Below are 21,404 nucleotides of genomic sequence, written 5' to 3'. Positions count from 1 at the left end.
ATGACGTCGCCCGCCTTGCGCAGCACGACCGTGTCGCCGATCAGCACGCCCTTGCGCTCGATCTCGTGGGCGTTGTGCAGGGTCGCCTGCTCGACGGTGGAGCCGGCCACGACGACGGGCTTCATGACGCCGTATGGCGTCACGCGCCCGGTCCGTCCGACGTTGACCCGGATGTCGAGCAGTCTGGTGTTGACCTCCTGCGGGGGGTACTTGTACGCCACCGCCCAGCGCGGTGCCCGCGAGGTGGTCCCCAGCCGGTCCTGCAGCGCAACCTCGTCGACCTTGACGACCACCCCGTCGATGTCGAACAAGCCGTCGTGTCGGTGCTCGCCGCAGTGCGTCACGTATGCCTCGACCGCGGCGATGTCGTCGAGCACCTCGTAGTCGTGCGCGGTGGGCAGGCCCCAGGCGTGGAACAGCTCGTAGGCCTCGCTCTGCCGGGCGATATCGATACCGCGCCTCGCGCCGATACCGTGCACGAGCATCCGCAACGGCCGGCTCGCCGTGACTCGGGGGTCCTTCTGTCGCAACGATCCTGCGGCCGCGTTGCGGGGGTTGGCGAACGGCGCCCTGCCCGCCTCGACGAGGCTCGCGTTGAGGTCGGCGAAGGCCGCAGTCGGGAAGAACACCTCACCGCGCACCTCGATGAGCTCGGGCACGGAGTCGCCGTGCAGGCGCGACGGTATGTCGCCGATCGTCCGCACGTTGTGCGTCACCTCCTCGCCCGTCCGCCCGTCACCACGGGTCAGCGCTCGCGTCAGCCGGCCCCGTTCGTAGAGCAGGTTGATGGCGAGTCCGTCGATCTTGCGCTCGGTGAGGAAGTGGCAGCCCACACCGACCAGGCGCTCGACGCGGTCGACCCAGGCGCGCAGCTCCTCGAAGGAGAAGACGTCGTCGAGGCTGAGCATCCGATCGAGGTGGTCGACCGGCTGGAACCCGGTGGCGAAGGCCGTGCCACCCACCTGCTGCGTCGGGCTGTTCGGCGTGCGCAGCGACGGCCACTCGTCCTCCATCGCATTGAGCCGTTGCATGATCTGGTCGTAGGCGGCATCGCTGATGGTCGGGGCGTCGCGGACGTAGTAGGCGAACTGCGCGGCGGAGGCCTGCTCCGCGAGCTCGATCCACTCACGGTGCGCTGCAGCCGGGACGTCGGTGCCCGGGTCGGCACCGGTGTCGGCACGCGGATGGGTCTGGGTCACCGGTCCATCCTGCCAGCGGGCCGCGGATGGTTGCGGCCGCGGACGGCAGCGGATGGCAGCGCAGAGCCCCAGGGGCCGCGACGCGCCGACGTTTTGGCGATAGGGGCACCTATCGGGGACACTGGAGCGCGGAATGTGATATTGGGGCCGATGCTGCATGGGTGCAGGGGGGCCGGATCAGAGAGGACACACGTGCAGGTGACGGGTCGGTCGAAGTCGATGGCAGCAGGTCTGGCGATCATCGCCATGCTCGGGCTGTCTGCGTGCAACGCCACGGCGAACGCAGGGCCTCAGCCGGGGGCCAAGGGCACCGCGGCCCCGTCGACGAGCAGCACCCCGACCCCCACGACGGCACCGGTCGAGTGGGTCACCACGCCCGGTGAGGACGCCAACCACGTCCCGGTCGACACCCGCGTCACGGCCAAGGTGCAGTCGGGCACCCTCGCCCAGGCGTCCCTGTCCTACCTGAGCAAGAAGGGCAAGCACGTCGAGGCCGAGGGCTGGCTCGAGTCGGGCACCTGGACCGCCAAGGACCTGCTCGAGCCCGGCGTGAAGTACACCCTCAGGATGGAGGGCCACGACGAGTCCGGCGGCTTCGTCTCGACGACGCAGACCTTCCGCACCGCCAACCTGACGCTCGACGACCAGATCTACGTCAAGGTCATCCCAGACGGCCAGACGGTCGGCGTCGGCATGCCGGTCATCGTCATCTTCGACCTGCCCGTCGTGGACAAGGCGAACTTCGAGAAGCACATGAAGGTCACCTCGAAGCCGGCCCAGGCCGGGTCGTGGTACTGGCTTTCCGACCGAGAGGCCCACTGGCGGCCCAAGAGCTACTGGAAGCCCGGCACCAAGGTGCACGTCGAGGCAAACCTCAACGGCGTCCCCGCGGGTGGCAAGCGGTTCGGCGAGCAGTCCCGCACCGCCGACTTCACGGTGGGCAGGTCCGTCATCGCGAAGGCCAACCTCAAGACCCACCAGATGGACGTCTACGTCAACGGGGACAAGGTCCGGCGCATTCCGATCTCCGGCGGACGCCCTGGCTGGGAGACCCGCTCCGGCGTCAAGGTCATCATGGCCAAGTACTCACAGTTCACGATGAAGGCCGAGTCGATCGGGCTCAAGCCCGGCGACAAGGACTACTACCACGACGTCAAGGTCAACTACGCTCTGCAGCTGACGAACTCGGGCGAGTTCCTCCACACCGCACCGTGGTCCGTGAGCCAGCAGGGGTACGCCAACGTCAGCCACGGGTGCACCGGCATCAGCAACCGGGCCGGTGACTGGGTGTGGGACAACTTCCGGATCGGTGACATCGTCGAGACCACGGGGTCGAACAAGCCGATGACGATGGGCAACGGCTACTCCGACTGGAACCTCAGCTGGAAGCAGTACGAGAAGGGCTCGGCCCTCTGACCGGCTAGCCCGCGGCACGCTCGGCGAGCTCGCTCGCGGTCTCGACCGCGGCCCGCTGCACCGCGCGAGCCTTCTCCGGGGGTCGACCGCCCAGCCCGCACGTCGGGGTCACGACGACGTCGGCGAGCGAGCTGAGCGGCATACCGACTCGGCGCCATGGGTCGACGAGCGCGTCGGCCAGGTCCGCTGCCCGGGTGCGCGACCCGTCGGTGGGCACGACGCCCGCATGCAGCCGTATGCCGCTCTCCGCCGCGACGGCGAGCCCCTCCCACCCGCGCGGGCCGAGGAGGGTGCAGTCGACGCTCAGGGCGCTCGGCTCGGCCGAGCGGAGCAGCGGCAGGGGTGGGCGGGCCGCGCAGCAGTGGACGACGGTGAGCCCCTCGTGCGCGGCCAGGACCTCGCGCAGGCCGGCGAGCGCGACCTGTGGGTCGACGGCGGGCAGCCGGCCGAACCCTGAGGCGGTGGGCAGGCGCCCGTCGAGGACCGCGGGCAGCGAGGGCTCGTCGAGCTGCAGGACGATCTCGGCGTCGGGGACGAGGCTTCGGACCGTCGCGACGTGCTCCCGCACGCCCTGGGCGAGCGAGGCGATCAGGTCTCGGGTCGCACCCTCGTCGACGACGGCGCGTTCGCCGCGCGGGAGCCAGATGCTCGCGGCGAGGGTCCACGGACCGGCGACCTGCAGCTTGAGTGGGCCTGTGTGGCCGTCGAAGGCCTCGGCCAACTCGTCGAGGTCCTCGCGCCAGAGCGCGGCGATACGGCCCCCGTCGCGCCCGGGTCGGTCGACGAGGCGCCAGCCCATCGGCTGCAGGTCGACGGGCAGCTCGACGAGCAGGCCCGCGCTGCGTCCGACGAGGTCGCCGCCCGGGCCGCGGTCGGGCAACTCGGGAAGGTAGGGCAGGTGACCGTCGAGCAGCTCACGGACCTGGGCGAGGGCATCGCGGATGGACGTGCCGGGCCAGGACCCGATGCCGCTCGCGGTGGTCATCCGGGCACTCTAGCGAGGCTGGCCTCCAGCCCCTCATCGAGAGTGCAGTAAACCCGATCGACAGTGCAGTAGTTCCGATCGACAGTGCAGTAGTTCCGATCGACAGTGCAGTAGTTCCGATCGACAGTGCAGTAGTTCCGATCGACCGTGCAGTAGTTCCGATCGACCGTGCAGATAGCGTGTGCCCTCGTGCGCCACGCTGACTTCACCGGCCCCGGAGACCTGCGGACAATGCAGGACATGTGCTCCCGGCTCTGGTCGCCGGCATCCCGGTTTCACCCCGGGCAGTTGGCGTGGAACCGCTACTACGCCCCAGTCGATGCGCTGCGGCCTCGCGCGGGCGAGGCCATCTCCTTCTGGCGTGACCGTGTCGGGCAGGTGGTGGGATTCGGATGGGCCGAAGGGCAGGATTGGCTCGAGCTGCAGGTGGATCCGGCTCACCCCGAGGTGGCCGAGGAGGTCCTCGACTGGTTCGAGGAGTGGAGCGACGCAGCTACCCAGTCGGTCCTGCTCATGGAGGGCGATACGGCCGAAGATGCTTGTCACGCAGCTGGATTCGCGCCCGACGAGACTGCACCGTTCTTCCGGCACCACCTGATGGATCTCTCGTCGCTGCCGCCGGCGCCTGAGGTCGAGGGCTATCGGTTCCGGCACGTCGACCCGGACGAGGGGCGCACACGGGCAGCCTGCCATGCGGCGGCGTGGTCGGACTTCGGCACGTCGGAGGTCACTGGCGAGTCCTACGAGGTGCTCATGTCGGCGTGGCCCTACCGGGCCGGCCTCGACTGGGTGGCCATCGATGCTCTCGGGCGGATGGTGGCAAGCGCGCTCGTGTGGCTCGACCCTGCCACGGGGGTGGGCCTGGTCGAACCGGTCGGGTGCGTGCCCGAGCATCGCGGTCGTGGCCTCGCCGGTGCCGTGACGCTCGCTGCCCTGCACGCCTTGGTGCTTGCAGGTGGCCGGACCGCCCTGGTGACGCCGCGTGGCGATGACGGCTACCCGGGGCCGATGCGCCTCTACCGGTCACTCGGCTTCCAGCCCGGCGCCCGGACCGTCACATGGACTCGATCACTCGGTGGGCTCGGCAGCTGATGTGTGCACTGTCGATCAGGATTGGTGCACTGTCGATCAGGATTGGTGCACTGTCGATCGGGACTACTGCACTGTCGATCGGGAAAAGTGCACGCTCGATCGGGAAGGGTGCGCTGTCGATCAGGCGAAGCGGGGCCTCAGTGTCGCAGCGAGGTCCTCAGGCGCCAGGTCGGTCATCGCCTCGTCGTGGAGCTTCTCGAAGTAGGTCACATCGCTGCGGTACATCGGCTCGGCGTTGCTGCGGCTCACGACCCGCAGCAGGAGCGAGTACTCGTCCCCCACGTTGGGGCCGCCACCATAGAGCGCCCAGTTGAACGATGTGAGGTTGAGCTCATGGTACGCGCCGAAGATGCGTGACATGCCGGCCCCGAGATCCTCGCAGTCCTGGGTCGTGAGCTCCTCGATGTCCCGGCACCCGGCGACGATCCCCCACACCTCGTGGAACCCGATCGGCGCGAAGGGGGTCAGGAAGGCAACGCGGCCCCGACCGCCCACCCACCTGGGGCCGCCCTCCTCGAACTCGACGAGCTCCTCCCAGAAGGAGTGCTGCCCACTCCACACCCGGGACCGCTCCGCGAGGAGGCGTTGGAATGTCGTGCCGATGTCGTCGTGCGCCGACTGGACATGGGGGTGGACGAGCGAGCTGCCGCTCGGGGGAAGGTAGTTCGCGTTGACCGACGACCACATCGGCCGGATTCTGTGGATGCCCCGGGTGTACTCCACGAAGGCCGCGAGCAGGTCGTCGATGAGCTTCGGGGTCAGGTCGGGCAGGTCGATGAAGTGCCGCTCTGTGTCGTAGAGGCCAACCGACGAGTACTCCGAGTAGGCCATCACGTTGGGCACGATGACCGCGCTCCCCCGGCGGATGCGACCCTCTGGGGTGATCTCGGGCGCGAAGGTCCCGGTGGCTGCCTCGAGGCGGTCCGCGCAGAAGGGGCAGAACCCCGGCTTCGCGGTGAGCTCGGACAGGTCGGGACGGGTGCTCGGTGACAGCTTGGTGCCCGTCACGATCCTGGAGGTGCGCCCGGTCAGCGGGTCGACCCGGACGCTGAGCGGCACCTCGATGCGGTTGGTGGGGTTACCGAGCTCCGGGACGTGCGCGGTGATGGTGTGCTCGACAAGCTCGATTGCGGCCATGACCCACAGGGTAGTGACTGCGACCAGCACCCCGGGCAGGGCCGCCGATACAGAGGTGCACTCTCGATCCCGAGTAGTGCACTCTCGATCCCGAGTAGTGCACTCTCGATCGGCAGGCCAGGATCAGGTGGACGACATCGGCTCCGCAGCATCGCGGCTTCGGTCGAGCCGGGCCGAGGCGATCGTCGCGGACCCGACGACGCGGGTGCCGTCGTAGAGCACGACCGACTGGCCGGGCGCGACGCCGCGGATCCGCCCGGCGAGGCGCACCTGCACCCGGTCCCCGTCGGCCCAGGCCTGGGCGGGAACCTCTTCGCCGTGGGCCCGTACCTGTGCCCCGACGCGGACGACCCCCTCCGGGGCCTGTCCGCACCACCGTGCGTGGTCACCGGTGATCGCGTCGATGCCGAGCAACTCGGCCGTGCCGACGACGACCTGGTTCGCTGCGGTCCGGACCTCGACGACGTACCGCGGCTCCCCATCGGGCGCCGGCCGGCTCAGGCGCAGGCCCCGGCGCTGCCCGACGGTGTAGGCAAAGGCACCCCGGTGCTCGCCGACGACCGCACCGTCCGTGTCGACGATCTCCCCGGGCCGCACCTCGAGCGCGCGCTCGAGCCAGCCACGGGTGTCGCCGTCCGCGATGAAGCAGATGTCGTGGCTGTCCGGCTTGCGCGCGACGTAGAAGCCACGGTCGGCAGCCTCTTCGCGCACCTGCGGCTTGCAGGTGTCGCCGAGCGGGAAGAAGGCGCGGGCGAGCTGCTCGGCGTCGAGCACCCCGAGGACGTAGGACTGGTCCTTGGCCGGGTCGAGGGCGCGGTGCAGCTCTCGCCGCCCATCCGGCGTCCGCACGATCTGGGCGTAGTGACCGGTCGCGACTGCGTCGAAGCCGAGGGCGACCGCTTTGTCGAGCAGGGCGGCGAACTTGATCTTCTCGTTGCAGCGCAGGCACGGGTTGGGGGTGCGCCCGGCGGCGTACTCCGCGACGAAGTCGTCGACGACGTCGCGCTTGAAGCGCTCGGCCATGTCCCAGACGTAGAAGGGGATGCCCAGCCGGTCGGCGACACGTCGGGCGTCGCCCGCGTCCTCGATGGTGCAGCAGCCCCGCGCCGACTCGCGCAGGGTCGCGGCGCTCTGGGACAGGGCCAGATGGACCCCGACGACCTCGTGCCCGGCATCGAGCATCCGCGCGGCGGCGACGGCCGAGTCGACGCCACCGCTCATCGCGGCCACGACCCTCATGACCACGACCTCATGACGCGGTCGCGACCCGCGCCCGGCGGGCCCGGTCGATCGCGGCCGGCAACGCGGCGAGGAACGCCTCCACGTCCTCGCTCGTCGAGGTGTGCCCCAGGGTCAGGCGCAGCGCCCCGCGCGCATCCGACTCGGGCACGCCCATCGCGAGCAGGACATGGCTCGGCCTGGGCACGCCGGCCTGACAGGCCGACCCGGTCGAGCAGGCGATACCCGCGGCGTCGAGCAGGTAGAGCAGCGAGTCACCGTCGCAGCCGGGCACGATGAGGTGGGCATTGCCGGGCAGTCGCTGTGTCGTGTCACAGGGCACCCACCGGCCACCCACGCGGATGTCCGGCTCGATGGCCTGGGCTCTGGTGATGAGGTCGTCGCGCAGCCCCGCGACCCGGGTGGCCTCGGCAGGCATCATCGCAACGCTCTGCTCGACAGCCACGGCGAAGCCGGCGATGGCCGGGGTGTCGAGCGTGCCCGAGCGCAGCTGCCGCTCCTGCCCGCCCCCGTGAGTGAGGGGCAGCAACTTCGCGTCACGGCGCGCGACGAGCGCCCCGACCCCGATCGGCCCGCCGAGCTTGTGCCCGGTGATCGTCATGAGGTCGGCCCCACTCACCGCGAAGTCGACAGGCACATGCCCAACGGCCTGGACTGCATCAGTGTGGATGGGGATGCCGTGCTCGTGCGCGACAGCGGCGACCCCGGCGACGTCCTGGATGACGCCGACCTCGTTGTTGGCCCACATGACCGACACCAGAGCGACCGTGCCCGGGTCGCGCTCGATCGCGGCGCGCACCGCGGCCGGCTCGACCAGCCCATCCGAGGTCGGTTCGACCCACGTGACGTGCGCGCCCTCATGCCGGACGAGGTACTCGACGCTGTCGAGGACGGCATGGTGCTCGGTCGCGCCGACGACGAGCCGCGCCCGGCCGGGGTCGGTCTCACGCCGGGCCCGGTAGGTGCCCTTCAGGGCGAGGTTGTCCGACTCGGTCCCGCCGGAGGTGAAGACGATCTCCGACGGGCGGGCACCGACCGCCTTGGCGATGCGCTCGCGGGACTCCTCGATGACCCGCCGAGCGGCCCGCCCGGTGCGGTGCAGGGACGACGCGTTGCCCACGACTGCGAGCTGCTCGGTCATCGCGGCGAGCGCGGCCGGCAGCATGGGTGTGGTCGCCGCGTGGTCGAGGTAGGCAGTCACCCGACGATTCTAGGCCGCGTGGGCTCGCGCTCCGCGCTGCTGGTGAGGCCGTCCGGGTAGTGACCTCTCGACGCCAGGGGGCCCTCGCCGTGACCGACCCCCCGACGGGAAGGGCGCTCCCGCGGGGGCGCGGCTCCTATGATCGGGCACATGGACCCCGCCGTTGCCGTCGTGCGCGCCCCGGCAGGCCACCGTGCGGTGGCTGCCGTGGCGAGCATCGTGGTCGGTTACTTCGTCGCCCGGCTCATCCTTCGCGTCACGCCGCTGGCCCCTGAGCTCACGTATGGCGTGTGCCTGGCGGTCGCCGTTTACGTGGCCTACCGCGCGTGGCAGGCCCGGATCGAGCTGACGCCTGAGACGGCGCGCGTGCACAACACCCTCGCGACCTCGGCGATGCCCCGGCACGACCTGAGTGGGGTCCGCGACGACGGCAGGATCGAGTGGCACGCCGGGGCGACCCGACCGGTCCGGCTGCCCTCGGAGGCGCTGCGCTGCCCGTGGTGGACCTTCGGGCACGGTGCGAGCAGCTATGGGCTCAACCGGGAGCGGATCCGCAGCTGGCACCGGGTCGCTCGCTGAGCGGCATACCTGCTTGGCACCGGAGGAGTGAACCGCCGGCCTCTGCCCGTGCGCGAGAGGCCGGCCCCGCACGGGACCGGCCTCTCGAGGCTGCGTGTCGAGCTTCAGCCCTTGGCGGCCTCGACCGCCGAGGTGGCCTGCGGCAGTACCTTGAACAGGTCGCCGACGACACCGAAGTCGACGAGCTCGAAGATCGGCGCCTCGTTGTCCTTGTTGACGGCGACGATCGTCTTCGAGGTCTGCATGCCGGCCCGGTGCTGGATCGCGCCGGAGATGCCGCACGCGACGTAGAGCTGCGGGCTGACCTGCTTGCCGGTCTGGCCGACCTGCGAGGAGTGCGGGTACCAGCCGGCGTCGACGGCAGCGCGGGAGGCGCCGACCGCGGCCCCCAGGGCGTCGGCGAACGCCTCGACCGGGCTGAAGTCGCCGGCGGTGCCGCGGCCGCCGGAGACGACGATCGCGGCCTCGGTGAGCTCGGGGCGCCCGGATGCGGCCTTCGGCTGCGTGTCGGTGACCGTCGCGCCCCTGGCCAGGTCGGACGGCGCGAAGTCGACGACCTCGTCGGCGGCCGCCGCAGGTGCCTCCTCCGGCGTTGCCGAGTTCGGTTTGACAGCGATGATGGGGGTGCCGTGCGTGACGGTCGCCTCGACGGTGTAGGAGCCCGCGAAGACGGACTGGGTCGTCTTGGCCCCACCGTCGCCGGCCTGGACGTCGACGGCGTCGGTGATCAGTCCGGAGCCGGTCTTGACGGCGAGGCGGGCGGCGATCTCCTTGCCTTCGGTCGATGCCGGGACGAGGACGGCGGCCGGGGACTTCTCCTCGACGAGCTTGGCGAGCAGCTCGGCCTGCGGCACGACGAGGTACTGGGTCACCTCGGGGGCCTCGGCACGGTAGACCTTCGCGGCGCCGAACTTGGCGAGTGCTTCCTTGGCGGCCTCGAATCCGGTGCCGACGAAGACGGCCGACGGCTCACCGAGCCGGCGGGCGATCGTCAACAGCTCGGACGTCGTCTTGCGCACCGCGCCGTCGGCGTGGTCGACGAGGACGAGAACTTCAGCCATGACGTGAATCTCCTTTGCTGGCTGGGCGATCAGATGAACTTGCGGGACGTGAGGAACTCCGCGAGCTTGGTGCCGCCGTCACCGTCGTCGGTGACGATCTCACCCTTGGACCGCGGCGGCCGGGCGGCGAAGGCGTCGACCTTGCTCCACGCCGCGTCGAGACCGACCTGGCCGGCGTCGATGCCGAGGTCGGCCAGACCCCACTGCTGCACCGGCTTCTTCTTCGCGGCCATGATGCCCTTGAAGGACGGGTAGCGCGGCTCGTTGATCTGGTCGGTGACCGAGACGAGGGCCGGCAGGCTCGCCTCGACGGTCTGGGTCGAGGTGTCCCCGTCGCGGTGGATCGTGGCCTTGCCGCCATCGACGGTCAGCTCCGAGGCATACGTGACGGCCGGCAGGCCGAGCCGCTCGGCGAGCATCGTCGGGACGACACCCATCGTGCCGTCGGTGCTGGCCATACCGGTGATGACGAGGTCTGCGGGGGCCTCCGCAGAGAGCTTCTTGATCGCCTCGGCGAGGACGAGCGAGGTGGCGATGGCGTCGGAGCCGTGGATCGCGTCGTCCTTGACGTGCACGCCCTTGTGGGCACCCATCTGCAGGGCCTTCTTGATCGCGTCGGCGGCGTCGTCGGGGCCGACCGTCACGACGGTCACCTCGCCCTCGCTCTCCTCGACGAGCTTGAGAGCCGCCTCGACGGCATACTCGTCGAGCTCTGAGAGCAGGCCGTCGACGTTCTCGCGGTCGGTCGTGTTGTCCGATGCGTCGAACGTGCGCTCGGCCTGGGCGTCCGGCACGTACTTGACACAGACGACGATGTTCATGGGTGAGCGTCCTCTTCCCTAGCGGATGGGTGGTCAGCGGATCGGTTATAGCAGTCAGCCGTCCACTCCGGACGGCGACGGCACTGTCCCCCATCTTGGCACCGCACCTCGTCCGGGCCCTCATCGGGACGGCGTGACCCTCACCACCCGCATTCCCCCGAACGGTCCGTTCGGGGCCGAACTGGACCGTGCACAGGTTCGGTCACCGGCGGCCGGTTCGGGCGGGGTCAGCGCCCCTCGAACTTGGCCTTGCCCGGGCCCTGCTCGACGAACGAGGTCATGCCGATCTCACGGTCCCGCGTGGCGAAGAGCGCGGCGAACGCCATCCGCTCGATCTCCAGACCGGTGTCGAGGTCGACCTCGAGCCCACGGTCGATGGCCTCCTTCGCGGCACGCACCGCGCAGGTGGCCGCCCCGACATACGTCGCGGCCCACGCGCGCGCGCTCTCGTAGACCTCGCCGGCCGGGACGACCCTGTCGGCCAGCCCGATCGCGAGCGCCTCGGCGGCGCCGACGAAGCGGCCGCTGAAGACGATCTCCTTGGCCCTGGCCGGACCGACGAGCCGCGAGAGGCGCTGCGTGCCGCCGGCGCCCGGGATGACGCCGAGCAGGATCTCCGGCTGGCCGAGCCTGGCATCGTCGGCGACGACCCGGAAGTCGCAGGCGAGGGCGAGCTCGCACCCGCCGCCGAGGGCGTAGCCGGTGATCGCGGCGATGACCGGCTTGGGGATCCTGGCGACGGCGGTGATCGAGCTCTGCAGCGGGCCGGAGCGCTCGACCATGTCGGTGTAGGACATGGTCGTCATCTCCTTGATGTCGGCGCCGGCGGCGAAGACCCTCTCGCCGCCGTAGACGACGACGGCCTTGACGTCGGCCCGACCGGTCGCCTCGTGGGCAGCGGCGCGGATCTCCTCCTGGACCTGCCGGCTGAGCGCGTTCATCTTGGGCCGGTCGAGCCGGATCGTGCCGATGCCGTCCTCGACCTCGAGCCGGACGAACTCGCCCATCACTGGCCGCCTTCCGACGTGCCCGCGGCCCCGGTCGCACCCGGCGCGTCCTCGGGTGGCTGCCACGTCTGGAAGAAGAAGCCGACGCTCTGCAGGATGTGGTTGATCGAGAGCGGCACGAGGATGTCGAGGTCGGCGTGCGGGGTGACCACCTGCTCGGCGGACACGACAAGGCTGTCCTGCACGAGCGAGAGCTTGACGAGGTTGAGCTGCAGGGTCATGTCGTTGCATCGCGCGAGCCGCTCGTTGCGGTCCGGCGAGACCGGCTCCTGCAGCTGCCACTGGCCGAAGAAGCGCACCAGCGGCAGCTCACCCTCGGCGACGCGGGCGAAGAGGGTCTGCTCGTTGACCACGTACTCGAGATCGCCGTCGTCGTCGACGGTGGTCGTGACGCCGAGCTTGTCGAGCTCGGCGGCGATGCGGTCGCGTAAGGGTGTGCCGGCCGGTGCGCCGTTCGGAGCACCCTCGGGCGTCGGGGGCTGGAAGTTGGGCAGCGAAGTCGGATCCGTCATGTGCCCAACCGTAACGAGGACCCTCCCCCGAGTCACATGGCGGGCTCCCGCCACTGCCGCGGTATGCCGCCCACCTCGCGACCGTTGCGCCCTCGGCTCTCGCGAAGGTCCCTCGGGCACACCGGGGCGCGCTCTATCCTGACGACATGCCGACCACCCCGCCCGATGTGCCGCCGCCGCACGGCGCGCACCTGAGCGCGGACGGGGCGACCTTCAGCATCTACGCCTCCCACGCGGACGGGGTCGAGGTCTGCCTGTTCGACCGGGCACCGGACGGCACCGAGGTCGAGCGGCGGGTGCCGCTGCGCAACCACGTGTATGGCACGTGGTTCGACACCGTCGAGAGCGTCGGGCCCGGCCAGCGCTACGGCGTGCGGGTCACCGGCCCGTGGGTCCCCGAGCGGGCGCTGCGCCACAACCCGGCCAAGCTGCTTCTCGACCCCTACGCCCGCGCCGTCGAGGGCGGCGTCACCGTCGACCCGGCCGTCTACGGCCACCACGTGGGAGCCAACCTCGCGGGCGACCTGCATGTGCGAGACGACCGCGACTCAGCGGCATACGTGCCACGGTGTGTCGTCGTGAGCGACGGGTTCGACTGGGGCACCGACGCGCCCGCGCGCCATCGGCTCTGTGACTCGGTCATCTACGAGGTGCACGTCAGGAACGCGACGCGGCTGCACCCGGGCGTGCCGGAGCCGCTGCGCGGGACCTATGCCGGGCTCGCGCACCCCGCGTTCGTCGAGCACCTGACCTCCCTCGGGGTCACTGCGGTCGAGCTGCTGCCCGTGCACACGTTCACCCACGAGCCCGAGCTGGTCACCCGCGGCCTGAGCAACCACTGGGGCTACAACACGCTCGGCTTCTTCGCCCCGCACGCGCCCTACGCGGCGGCGCGGGACCCGCAGGGGGTGCTCGACGAGTTCAAGGCGATGGTCAGGGCCCTGCACGCCGCGGGGATCGAGGTGATCCTCGACGTCGTCTACAACCACACCGCGGAGCAGTCCCAGGCGGGGATGACGCTCAGCTGGCGAGGGCTCGACCAGCGGGCCTACTACCGCCTCGACGAGCACGGCCGGGACATCGACCTGACCGGCTGCGGGAACACCGTCGACCTGAGCCAGACGGTCGTCGTGGCGATGGTGCTGGACTCGCTGCGCTACTGGGTCAGCCAGATGCACGTCGACGGCTTCCGCTTCGATCTGGCCGTCGCGCTCGCGCGCGGCCGGGACGAAGGCTACGACCCGGACCACCCCTTCCTCGTCGCCCTGCGCACCGACCCGGTCCTGTCGCAGGTCAAGCTCGTCGCCGAGCCGTGGGACGTCGGGATGCACGGCTGGCGCACCGGCCAGTTCCCGCCGCCGTTCGCCGAGTGGAACGACCGGTACCGCGACGCGATCCGCACCTACTGGCTGCGCGACCTCGCGGCGTCCGGCGCCGGTGAGACCGGCCACGGGGTGCGCGATGTCGCGACGCGCCTGGCCGGCTCGCAGGACGTGTTCGACGGGGCGGGCCGGGGGACGACCGCGTCGGTCAACTTCGTCACCGCGCACGACGGCTTCACCGTCGGCGACCTGACCCGCTACGACCACAAGCACAACGAGGCGAACGGGCACGGCGGCACCGACGGCAGCAACGACAACCGCTCGTGGAACCACGGCGTCGAGGGGCCGACGGACGACCTGGAGATCCGTGCGGCGCGGCAGCGCTCGATGCGCAACCTGCTCGGCACGCTGCTGCTGTCGGCCGGCGTGCCGATGATCAGCGGCGGCGACGAGTTCGGCCGCAGCCAGGGCGGCAACAACAACCCGTACAGCCAGGACAACGCGACGAGCTGGTTCGACTGGGAGCTCGAGCCGTGGCAGCAGGACCTGCTCGAGACGACCCGCTTCCTCGCCGAGATCCGGGCGAAGCACCCGGTGCTGCGGCAGCGCCCGTTCTTCTCCGGCCGTCCCACCGGGCCGGACGGCCCGCTCGACCTCGCCTGGTACGGCGGGGACGGCCAGCCGATGGGCGACCGCTGGAACGACCCGACCGTCGATGTCCTGCAGGCCCTCTTCAACGGCGGCCCGCTGGGGCACGACTCGGTGCTGCTGACGCTCAACGGCTCGGGATGGGCAGCGGAGGTCATGCTGCCCCGCGCTCCCGGCTCGGCGGGCTACGACCTCGTCTGGGACAGCGCGTGGGAACGCCCCGGCGGGCCGGGTCTCACGGTGCCGGCCGGTGGCGAGGCGCCGATGACGAGCGGGTCGCTACGGCTGTGGCGCGTCGTCAGCGCGGGCTGAGTTCGCGCTTGCGACGGCCAGCAGTGGCTAGCGCACGACCTTGGCCTTGCAGATTGCGTCCCAGTCCGTCCTCGCGAAGCGAAGGGCAACCCGTCCCCCTGTGGGAAAGGAGATTCTGGCCAAGACATACATGTCACCCATTCGTTCGCAGGCCGCAAGCTCCGCAGAACGCACGTCATCGAGGAGTCGATTCCAAAAGATGGCCGGGTCCCCGAAGAGGGCTGGTGTGGCAGCGCTCACGACCAGTTCTGAACCGGCGAGCCCAACCGTGAAATGCCCATTCAGGCCGAGCGGCAAGTCACCCAACTCTCGATTACCTGCGTCCTCGTGCTCGATTGGAATGGAGACTCGTTTCCCCGCCGAGATGGGAGCCTTCTTTTTCTCGGCAGAACGGGTGCGGCGCCATTCGCGAATGTAGTCCCAGAGGAAGTAGAAGGCCAGGAAGGCGGCGCCACCCGACAGGCCTGCAAAGATCTCACTCACCAGTCACTCCGATCGTACCCACCACAACGAACCTCAGGCAATCAAGTCGCACCCGCAACCAGTCCATTTCAATCTCGAACGGCAGAACCCCTGCTGGTTCGGTTAGAAGTCGCACACCGATCATCCCGGGACCCTTGGGACGCCCCGATTTGGATGTCAACCAAATTGGTCTCGACACGCCTTCAGGTCTTCAGCCAACGCGGCATGAGGCCGTTTGACGCCTCCCCACGGGTCCCGCGGCCCTACCTACGAACCCCTACGAACCCCGGAGCCCGCTCTGCAGTTGGCAACGATAGGTGAGCAGAGCCGCTCGCCCCTTCACGAATCAGGGCGCCGTTTTCTTGTCAGCACAACTTGTCGAAGTCCCACCAGTTCGTAGAATACGAGGACCGTACTTGCAATCGCAAGACACACATGGCATTGCGCACCAAAGGAAACAAGTGCTGCAAGAAAGGGTACTGGGAGCCACGCTATCCATCTATCGTTGAGATGTCGGTACTGGGTCCCAAGCCCGGCCAGGAGAACAACAGCAACGCTAGATGCAAGATCCGCCCATCCGCCCATGCCTCAACCACTGCGGGTCCATCTGGTCTCCGTGGGCGAACTCTCCACAGCGAAATCCAACCCTTGAGGCCTATTCTCACATTCCCACGGAGACATGAATAGTATTTCCTTGGTCAGCGTGTCGCAATAGAGAACGACGGCGCTTTCGAGAGAGTTGACTTACCAGAATCGATCTCCGAGAGGACCGCCGCAGGTGTACTACTCCACAGGACCGACGATGCGCCAAATCCGGGACCCCTATCAAGAAGCCCATCGGACGCGAACTCCACGAAACCGAGATCGCATTCAACAAACAAATCAATCAAATCCGATGGATCGTCGAACGTGCCAACACTCATCTCAAGAACTGGAAATCCTGCACACCGATTACCGACGCCCCCTGCACGCGTTCGCCACCAGCATCACCGTCGCCATCGGACTCTACTTCTTCACCACCGCAGAATAAGCCTCCTTCTGTGCACACCTTGAATGCTCACGCTGACCATATCAACTATGAAGGATCGAGGAACCCAGAACCCTCCAGAAGCCGCCATATCGAGATCTTAATAGAGTCCGGATTCGAACCTTACCTGACGTACGATACCGCCATGAGAACCTTGTCGATCAGCGCCGCGAAGGCGAGGCTCAACGAGCTCGTCGACGAGGCGCAACGCACGCATGAGCACGTCACCCTGACGAAGAACGGATCTCCGGCAGCGGTCATGGTCTCGTCCGACGAGTGGGACATCATCCAGGACACGCTGTTCTGGCAGTCGCAGCCGAGCATCCGTGACGACATCGCCCAGGCCGACCGTGACATCGCCGAGGGCAACACGATCAGTGGCGATGAACTGCGCGCTCGGTATGGCTTGCCGCGGCAATGAGCCGCGCCTCACGCGACCCCTCCGATGACGACCCGTGGCACGTGCAGGTCACGTCGCCAGCACAACGAAACCTGGCCCGCATCCCGCCGCGGTATGCAGTAGCCATCGTGGAGTTCATCACAGCAGTCCTGCCGATGAACCCGCACCGCCTCGGAAAACCGATGGGCCACGAACTCGGCGGCCTGCATGGCGCCCGCCGCGGCGACCGCCCGCCGCGGCGACTACCGGGTCCTCTACCGCATCGTCGGCCACGAGCAGCTCATCGCGATCATCCGGATCGACCACCGCGGTCGCGTCTGCCACACCCCGCTGAGCCGGGCACCGCAAGGCGCTGCGTCGGGACAGGGAAGGCGCGTGCCGCGCCTGGTGTGGGCCAGACGTCGATCGCCCGACCCCGAATCGTTCCCGTGCCCTCCTGTCGCTCGCCCAGCTCGCCGAGCTGGGCGGCATACCTCATGTGCCTGGTCCGGCCCCAGACGGCGCGGCACCGATCTCGGCGCCGGACGCGTCGTCGGCCGCGGCTAGTCTGGCGCCACCACACCGAGGAGCTGGTCGACATGGGCATCATGGACGGGAAGAGTGGTCTGGTGACCGCGTCGGGGGGCGGGATCGGCCGGGCCAGCGCGCTCGCGTTCGCACGAGCCGGGGCCAACGTGCTCGTCAGCGACATCGACGAGGCGACCGCCCGCGAGACGGCTGAGCTGATCCGCGCCGCCGGCGGCACCGCCGAGTCCCTCGTGGCCGACGCCTCGGACGAGGCGGCCAACCTGGCCCTCGTCCAGGCTGTCGTGGCGCACTGGGGCAGGCTCGACTTCGCGCACAACAACGCCGGCATCGGGTCGCCGAACAAGCCGCTGACCGAGCAGGAGGGCGAGGACTGGGAGCGGATCTTCCGGATCAACGTCTTCGGCATGATGTACGCGGTCAAGCACCAGCTGCGCCAGTTCCTGCGCCAGGGCGACGGCGGGGCGATCGTCAACTCCGCGTCGACCGCGGGGGTGTCCGGCAGCACAGGCCTGTCGCCCTACGTCAGCTCGAAGTGGGCCGTCCTCGGCCTGACCAAGACCGCCGCGGCAGAGGTCGCCGCCGACGGCATCCGAGTCAACGCCATCTGCCCGGGAGCCACGCTGACCGACGCGCTGCAGGGCTGGAAGGAGTCCTCCCCCGACGCGTACGAGGCGGTTGCCTCACGAATCCCCATGCGCCGCATGGCCGATGCGGCCGAGCAGGCCGACGCCGCCGTCTGGCTGTGCTCCCCGCAGGCCTCCTATGTCACCGGGCAGGCGCTGGCCATCGACGGTGGCGACACGATCCTCGGTCACTGACCGGGCGCCGCGCCAGACATGGCCGCAATACCGCGCAGGCGCCCCACGTCCAGGTCGCGTGCCGCTGACCGGGCGGGCGGTCAGGACCCCTCGTAGGGGTATGGCGCCTGGAGGCTCTCGAACATGGGAAAGTGCCGCACGTTCGTGGTCAGCAGCTGCATGTCCAACACGGCCACCGTGCCGGCGATCAGGTAGTCGGCGGCCCCGACTCCGGAGTGGCTTCGTCGGTACGCCCGAGCGTAGTCGGCCGCGCGGCGAGCGATGTCCTCGGTCACGGGGACCCAGTCGAACGCCAGGAAGAACGTCTCCAAGGCGGTCAGCTCGCTCGGGCGCACGCCTGCCAGCAGCTCGAAGCGGGTCAGCTCGCTGGCAGCGACCGCTTCGTCAGCGCGCAGCAGCTCTTCCAACAGCGTGGTGGCCCGCGCATATCCGCGCAGATGGTCGATCGCGACCGACGTGTCGAGCAGCTTCACCGCAAGCCAAGCTGGTCGAGGCGCTCGTCGAGGTCGCCGCGCACGCTGTCGACATGGTCCGCACCGGTGGATGACCGGTCATGCCACGTCCCAGCAGAGGCGCGCACCGCGGCAAGGCGCGCCTGCGCTGTCTGCCGACCGTACTGCGCGCGAATCGCCCTGCGGATGAGCTCAGAGCGTGAGGCACCGGTACGAGCGGCGGCGCGCCCGAGGAGGTCTGCCTCCTCGTCGTCCAGGTAGATCTGAGTCCGATGCACGACATCAGCATACATCGGCCAATGTCGTGCTGACCCCTGACAGTTCGACCTGCCGTCCACCCAGAAACGAGGTATGCCGCCCAGCTCGGCGAGCTGGGCGGCATACGGCGTGCGCGTGGTCGCAGACTCAGGCGATACTCGCGAGCCCGATCTCCGCGTAGGACGCCAGACCCTCGTGCTTGGGCACGACCCGCACGCTGTAGCCGAACGAGCCGGTCCTGGTCATGGAGATCTCGCCCCCGAAGATCGCGCGGGCCTGCTCGTCGGTCTCGACGAAACCGAGCGGGGCGACCGCGATATCGCTCAGTTCGTCGTCACCCGAGACGCGACCATGGACGAGCTGGACCTCGACCTCGTCCGGACTGAGCTCGGCCAGCTCGACGAGAGCCGTGACGTGCAGGGTGTCGCCGATCTGCGGCGAGTCGGAGACACCGGAGGACTCGACGTGTGCGACCTTGACGTCGGGCCAGGCGCGCCGGACCTTCGCGGTGTATGCAGCCAGGTCCCTGGCGCCCTTCCAGCCGGTGCCGTTCATGGCGCGGCCGGCCGCGGTCGCCGGGGCGTAGAGCCGCTCCGTGTAGTCCTTGATCATCCGGCTCGCGAGGACCTTCGGCCCGAGGGTCCTCAGGGTGTGGGTCATCATCGCGATCCACGACTGCGGCAGTCCGTCGGCGTCGCGGTCGTAGAACGGGCGGGCGACGCTGTTCTCGATCAGGTCGTAGAGCGCGGCCGCCTCGATGTCGTCACGCCGGTCCGGGTCGTCGACCCCGTCCGCGGTGGGGATCGCCCAGCCGTTGCGGCCGTCGAACCACTCGTCCCACCACCCGTCGAGCACCGAGAGGTTGAGCCCGCCGTTGAGAGCCGCCTTCATGCCCGAGGTACCGCATGCCTCGAAGGGGCGCAGCGGGGTGTTGAGCCACACGTCGCAGCCCGGGTAGAGCGCCTGGGCCATGGCGATGTCGTAGTTGGGCAGGAAGACGATCCGGTGGCGCACCTGCGGGTCGTCGGCGAACTGGACCATCTCCTGGATGAGCCGCTTGCCGGTCTCGTCCGCGGGGTGAGACTTGCCGGCGATGACCAGCTGCACCGGGTGTGTCGGGTGCAGCAGGAGACGCTTGAGCCGCTCGGGGTCGCTCAGCATGAGGGTGAGCCGCTTGTAGGTCGGCACCCGCCGGGCGAAGCCGATCGTGAGGATGTCCGGGTCGAGCACGTCGTCGACCCAGCCGAGCTCGGCCTTCGTCGCGCCGCGCTTGCGCCAGGACGAGCGCAGCCGGCGGCGGGCGTCCTCGACGAGCTGGCGACGCATCTCGCCCTTGACCTGCCAGATCGCATCGGGCGGGATCTCGTCGACGCGGTGCCACGCGTCCGCACCCGCGACGTTGGTGGTGCCGAGGTGGGTACGAGCCAGGTCGTAGACCCTGCGGTCGACCCACGTCGGGGCGTGGACGCCGTTGGTGATGCTCGCGATCGGCACCTCGACGTCGTCGAAGCCGGGCCAGAGCCCGTCGAACATCTCGCGGCTGACGACGCCGTGCAGCTGCGAGACCCCGTTGGCGCGCTGCGCGAGCCGCAGGCCCATCACTGCCATGTTGAAGATGTCGGGCGTGCCGCCCTCGTAGTCCTCGGCACCGAGCGCGAGGAGCCGGTCGACGGGCACACCGGGGGCCTCGAGCGACCCACCGAAGTAGCGGTTGATGTTCTCGGCGGGAAAGCGGTCGATCCCGGCCGGGACCGGGGTGTGAGTCGTGAAGACCGTTGCGGCCCGGACCGCCTCGAGCGCCTCGTCGAAGGTCAGGCCCTCGTCGCGGACGAGCTCGGCGATCCGCTCGACACTGAGGAAGCCGGCGTGGCCCTCGTTGGTGTGGTAGACCTCCGGAGTCGGGGCACCGGTCAGGCGGGACCACATCCGCAGCGCGCGCACACCGCCGATACCGAGCAGGATCTCCTGCTCGAGGCGGGTCTCGCCGCCGCCGCCGTAGAGCGACTCGGTGACCCGCCTGGCGGCCTCGTCGTTGCCGGGGATGTCGGAGTCGAGCAGCAGCACCGGGACGCGGCCGACCTGCGCCTTCCACACGTGAGCGCCCAGCACCCGGCCGCCGGGCAGGTCGATGCAGACCACGGCCGGGGTGTCGTCGGCCTCGCGGAGCAGGGACAGCGGCAGGCCGTCGGGATCGAGGACCGGGTAGGTCTCCTGCTGCCAGCCGTCCGGCGAGAGCTGCTGCTTGAAGTAGCCGGTCTTGTAGAACAGGCCGACGCCGACGATCGGGACACCGAGGTCGGAGGCAGTCTTGAGGTGGTCGCCGGCGAGAATGCCGAGGCCGCCGGAGTACTGCGGCAGGACCGCGGTGATGCCGAACTCGGGGCTGAAGTAGGCGATCGCCTGCGGCGCCGCACCGCCGCGCTCCTCCTGCTCACGGCTCCAGCGCTGGTACCACCGCTCGTTGGTCAGGTAGTGGTGCAGGTCCTCGTTCGCGGCGACGACGCGGCCGACGAACTCGTCGTCGGCGGCGAGCGCGGCCAGCTCGTCGGCGGACAGGCGCGAGAGGAGCTTGACCGGGTCGTTCTTGGTCGCCGCCCACTTGCCCGGGTCGATGCTCTCGAAGAGATCCCGGGTCAGCGGGTGCCAGGACCAGCGCAGGTTGCTGGCGAGGTCGCCGAGACCCTCGATGCGGGACGGCAGGACGGTGCGCACGCTGAAGCGTCGGATGGCCTTCACGGGCCACCAGCATAGCCGTGTGACATGTTCTTGCAGGACTTGCAGTGGTGTTTCAGGAACCGTCTCGGCTGGTGGGACGCACTCAGCCCCGCAGAGCGATCCCACCTCAGGTGCTTGCTCAGGAGCTCGACAGTGGCGCGTGCCGTGCCGCGCCTCGATTCGATACGGTCGACACGTGACTGACCCCGCGAA

At 69.4% G+C, this 21,404-nt stretch carries 20 protein-coding genes; 7 read left to right on the top strand and 13 right to left on the bottom strand.

The genetic code is table 11. From position 1 onward, the window contains the following. The coding region (ligA, locus tag L0H79_RS09840) for an NAD-dependent DNA ligase LigA (protein ID WP_301484422.1) at window positions 1-1,199 on the bottom strand (1,199 nt) is incomplete at its 3' end. 198 nt (window positions 1,200-1,397) lie between these two features. On the opposite strand from ligA, the gene L0H79_RS09835 reads away from it, so the two are divergent. After that, entirely contained in the window at window positions 1,398-2,615 is a 1,218-nt protein-coding gene (locus tag L0H79_RS09835; RefSeq protein ID WP_301484421.1) for an Ig-like domain-containing protein, read from the top strand. Window positions 2,616-2,619: 4 nt separating this feature from the next. Here L0H79_RS09835 and L0H79_RS09830 read toward each other — a convergent pair whose 3' ends face one another. After that, entirely contained in the window at window positions 2,620-3,600 is a 981-nt protein-coding gene (locus tag L0H79_RS09830; protein ID WP_301484420.1) for a methionine synthase, read from the bottom strand. A gap of 189 nt (window positions 3,601-3,789) precedes the next feature. Between L0H79_RS09830 and L0H79_RS09825 the strand changes: the two genes are divergently transcribed. After that, window positions 3,790-4,692 (top strand): GNAT family N-acetyltransferase, encoded by a 903-nt coding sequence (locus tag L0H79_RS09825; RefSeq protein ID WP_301484419.1) that lies wholly within the window; start codon window positions 3,790-3,792, stop codon window positions 4,690-4,692. Window positions 4,693-4,812: 120 nt separating this feature from the next. Here L0H79_RS09825 and L0H79_RS09820 read toward each other — a convergent pair whose 3' ends face one another. The 3 genes from L0H79_RS09820 to L0H79_RS09810 all read right to left on the bottom strand — a co-directional run bounded on the left by L0H79_RS09820 (window position 4,813) and on the right by L0H79_RS09810 (window position 8,269). Beyond that, window positions 4,813-5,829 carry a hypothetical protein gene (locus L0H79_RS09820; protein ID WP_301484418.1) on the bottom strand — a complete coding sequence of 339 codons (1,017 nt, stop codon included), beginning with the start codon at window positions 5,827-5,829 and terminating at the stop codon, window positions 4,813-4,815. Window positions 5,830-5,952: 123 nt separating this feature from the next. After that, window positions 5,953-7,068, bottom strand: coding sequence for a tRNA 2-thiouridine(34) synthase MnmA (gene mnmA / locus L0H79_RS09815; RefSeq protein WP_301484417.1), 1,116 nt, complete (start codon window positions 7,066-7,068; stop codon window positions 5,953-5,955). Window positions 7,069-7,078: 10 nt separating this feature from the next. Then, a complete protein-coding gene (locus tag L0H79_RS09810) occupies window positions 7,079-8,269 on the bottom strand; it encodes a cysteine desulfurase family protein (protein ID WP_301484416.1) in 1,191 nt (396 codons plus the stop codon). Between the two features lie 150 nt (window positions 8,270-8,419). Here L0H79_RS09810 and L0H79_RS09805 point away from each other — a divergent pair, with 150 nt between their 5' ends. Next, window positions 8,420-8,848 carry a hypothetical protein gene (locus L0H79_RS09805; RefSeq protein WP_301484415.1) on the top strand — a complete coding sequence of 143 codons (429 nt, stop codon included), beginning with the start codon at window positions 8,420-8,422 and terminating at the stop codon, window positions 8,846-8,848. A 104-nt stretch (window positions 8,849-8,952) separates the two neighbouring features. Here the strand turns inward: L0H79_RS09805 and L0H79_RS09800 are convergent, their stop codons facing one another. The 4 genes from L0H79_RS09800 to L0H79_RS09785 form a co-directional block, all read right to left on the bottom strand. Further along, the gene (locus L0H79_RS09800; RefSeq protein ID WP_301484414.1) at window positions 8,953-9,909 is read right to left on the bottom strand and encodes an electron transfer flavoprotein subunit alpha/FixB family protein; all 957 of its coding nucleotides are present in this window, start codon (window positions 9,907-9,909) and stop codon (window positions 8,953-8,955) included. Window positions 9,910-9,938: 29 nt separating this feature from the next. Next, a complete protein-coding gene (locus tag L0H79_RS09795) occupies window positions 9,939-10,730 on the bottom strand; it encodes an electron transfer flavoprotein subunit beta/FixA family protein (RefSeq protein ID WP_301484413.1) in 792 nt (263 codons plus the stop codon). Window positions 10,731-10,957: 227 nt separating this feature from the next. After that, window positions 10,958-11,737, bottom strand: a complete 780-nt coding sequence (locus L0H79_RS09790; RefSeq protein ID WP_301484412.1) for an enoyl-CoA hydratase/isomerase family protein — start codon at window positions 11,735-11,737, stop codon at window positions 10,958-10,960. Continuing rightward, the gene (locus L0H79_RS09785; protein WP_301484411.1) at window positions 11,737-12,249 is read right to left on the bottom strand and encodes a hypothetical protein; all 513 of its coding nucleotides are present in this window, start codon (window positions 12,247-12,249) and stop codon (window positions 11,737-11,739) included. Before L0H79_RS09785 ends, L0H79_RS09790 begins: the two co-directional genes overlap by 1 nt. A 146-nt stretch (window positions 12,250-12,395) precedes the next feature. Here L0H79_RS09785 and glgX point away from each other — a divergent pair, with 146 nt between their 5' ends. Further along, complete coding sequence (gene glgX / locus L0H79_RS09780) at window positions 12,396-14,531, top strand: glycogen debranching protein GlgX (RefSeq protein ID WP_301484410.1); 2,136 nt, start codon at window positions 12,396-12,398, stop codon at window positions 14,529-14,531. A gap of 27 nt (window positions 14,532-14,558) precedes the next feature. Here glgX and L0H79_RS09775 read toward each other — a convergent pair whose 3' ends face one another. Continuing rightward, a complete protein-coding gene (locus tag L0H79_RS09775) occupies window positions 14,559-15,014 on the bottom strand; it encodes a hypothetical protein (RefSeq protein WP_301484409.1) in 456 nt (151 codons plus the stop codon). A gap of 1,151 nt (window positions 15,015-16,165) precedes the next feature. On the opposite strand from L0H79_RS09775, the gene L0H79_RS09770 reads away from it, so the two are divergent. The 3 genes from L0H79_RS09770 (at window position 16,166) to L0H79_RS09765 (ending at window position 17,766) form a co-directional block, all read left to right on the top strand. Next, entirely contained in the window at window positions 16,166-16,441 is a 276-nt protein-coding gene (locus L0H79_RS09770) for a type II toxin-antitoxin system Phd/YefM family antitoxin (RefSeq protein ID WP_301484408.1), read from the top strand. 186 nt (window positions 16,442-16,627) lie between these two features. After that, on the top strand, window positions 16,628-16,966 hold the full coding sequence (locus L0H79_RS22225; RefSeq protein WP_367652454.1) for a type II toxin-antitoxin system RelE/ParE family toxin: 339 nt from the start codon (window positions 16,628-16,630) through the stop codon (window positions 16,964-16,966). Between the two features lie 32 nt (window positions 16,967-16,998). Further along, window positions 16,999-17,766, top strand: coding sequence for an SDR family NAD(P)-dependent oxidoreductase (locus L0H79_RS09765; RefSeq protein ID WP_301484407.1), 768 nt, complete (start codon window positions 16,999-17,001; stop codon window positions 17,764-17,766). Between the two features lie 80 nt (window positions 17,767-17,846). On the opposite strand, the gene L0H79_RS09760 is transcribed toward L0H79_RS09765, so the two are convergent. The 3 genes from L0H79_RS09760 to glgP form a co-directional block, all read right to left on the bottom strand. Then, entirely contained in the window at window positions 17,847-18,239 is a 393-nt protein-coding gene (locus L0H79_RS09760) for a PIN domain-containing protein (protein WP_301484406.1), read from the bottom strand. Further along, complete coding sequence (locus L0H79_RS09755; protein ID WP_301484405.1) at window positions 18,236-18,496, bottom strand: CopG family transcriptional regulator; 261 nt, start codon at window positions 18,494-18,496, stop codon at window positions 18,236-18,238. Before L0H79_RS09755 ends, L0H79_RS09760 begins: the two co-directional genes overlap by 4 nt. A 127-nt stretch (window positions 18,497-18,623) precedes the next feature. Then, window positions 18,624-21,212: an alpha-glucan family phosphorylase gene (gene glgP / locus L0H79_RS09750; protein ID WP_301484404.1), complete on the bottom strand. Its 2,589-nt coding sequence runs from the start codon at window positions 21,210-21,212 to the stop codon at window positions 18,624-18,626. Between the last annotated feature and the right edge of the window lie 192 nt (window positions 21,213-21,404).

The sequence above is a fragment of the Intrasporangium sp. genome (assembly GCF_030452765.1).
Lineage (GTDB): Bacteria > Actinomycetota > Actinomycetes > Actinomycetales > Dermatophilaceae > Intrasporangium_A.
This window is presented reverse-complemented; position numbering and strand designations above follow the sequence as displayed.

Coding starts and splice junctions, on each gene's coding strand:
- L0H79_RS22225 (WP_367652454.1), top strand. CDS start 16,628: ATGGCGCCCGCCGCGGCGACCGCCCGCCGCGGCGACTACCGGGTCCTC.
- L0H79_RS09765 (WP_301484407.1), top strand. CDS start 16,999: ATGGGCATCATGGACGGGAAGAGTGGTCTGGTGACCGCGTCGGGGGGC.
- L0H79_RS09795 (WP_301484413.1), bottom strand. CDS start 10,730: ATGAACATCGTCGTCTGTGTCAAGTACGTGCCGGACGCCCAGGCCGAG.
- L0H79_RS09790 (WP_301484412.1), bottom strand. CDS start 11,737: ATGGGCGAGTTCGTCCGGCTCGAGGTCGAGGACGGCATCGGCACGATC.
- glgX (WP_301484410.1), top strand. CDS start 12,396: ATGCCGACCACCCCGCCCGATGTGCCGCCGCCGCACGGCGCGCACCTG.
- L0H79_RS09830 (WP_301484420.1), bottom strand. CDS start 3,600: ATGACCACCGCGAGCGGCATCGGGTCCTGGCCCGGCACGTCCATCCGC.
- mnmA (WP_301484417.1), bottom strand. CDS start 7,068: ATGAGGGTCGTGGCCGCGATGAGCGGTGGCGTCGACTCGGCCGTCGCC.
- L0H79_RS09820 (WP_301484418.1), bottom strand. CDS start 5,829: ATGGCCGCAATCGAGCTTGTCGAGCACACCATCACCGCGCACGTCCCG.
- L0H79_RS09805 (WP_301484415.1), top strand. CDS start 8,420: ATGGACCCCGCCGTTGCCGTCGTGCGCGCCCCGGCAGGCCACCGTGCG.
- L0H79_RS09785 (WP_301484411.1), bottom strand. CDS start 12,249: ATGACGGATCCGACTTCGCTGCCCAACTTCCAGCCCCCGACGCCCGAG.
- L0H79_RS09770 (WP_301484408.1), top strand. CDS start 16,166: ATGAGAACCTTGTCGATCAGCGCCGCGAAGGCGAGGCTCAACGAGCTC.
- L0H79_RS09800 (WP_301484414.1), bottom strand. CDS start 9,909: ATGGCTGAAGTTCTCGTCCTCGTCGACCACGCCGACGGCGCGGTGCGC.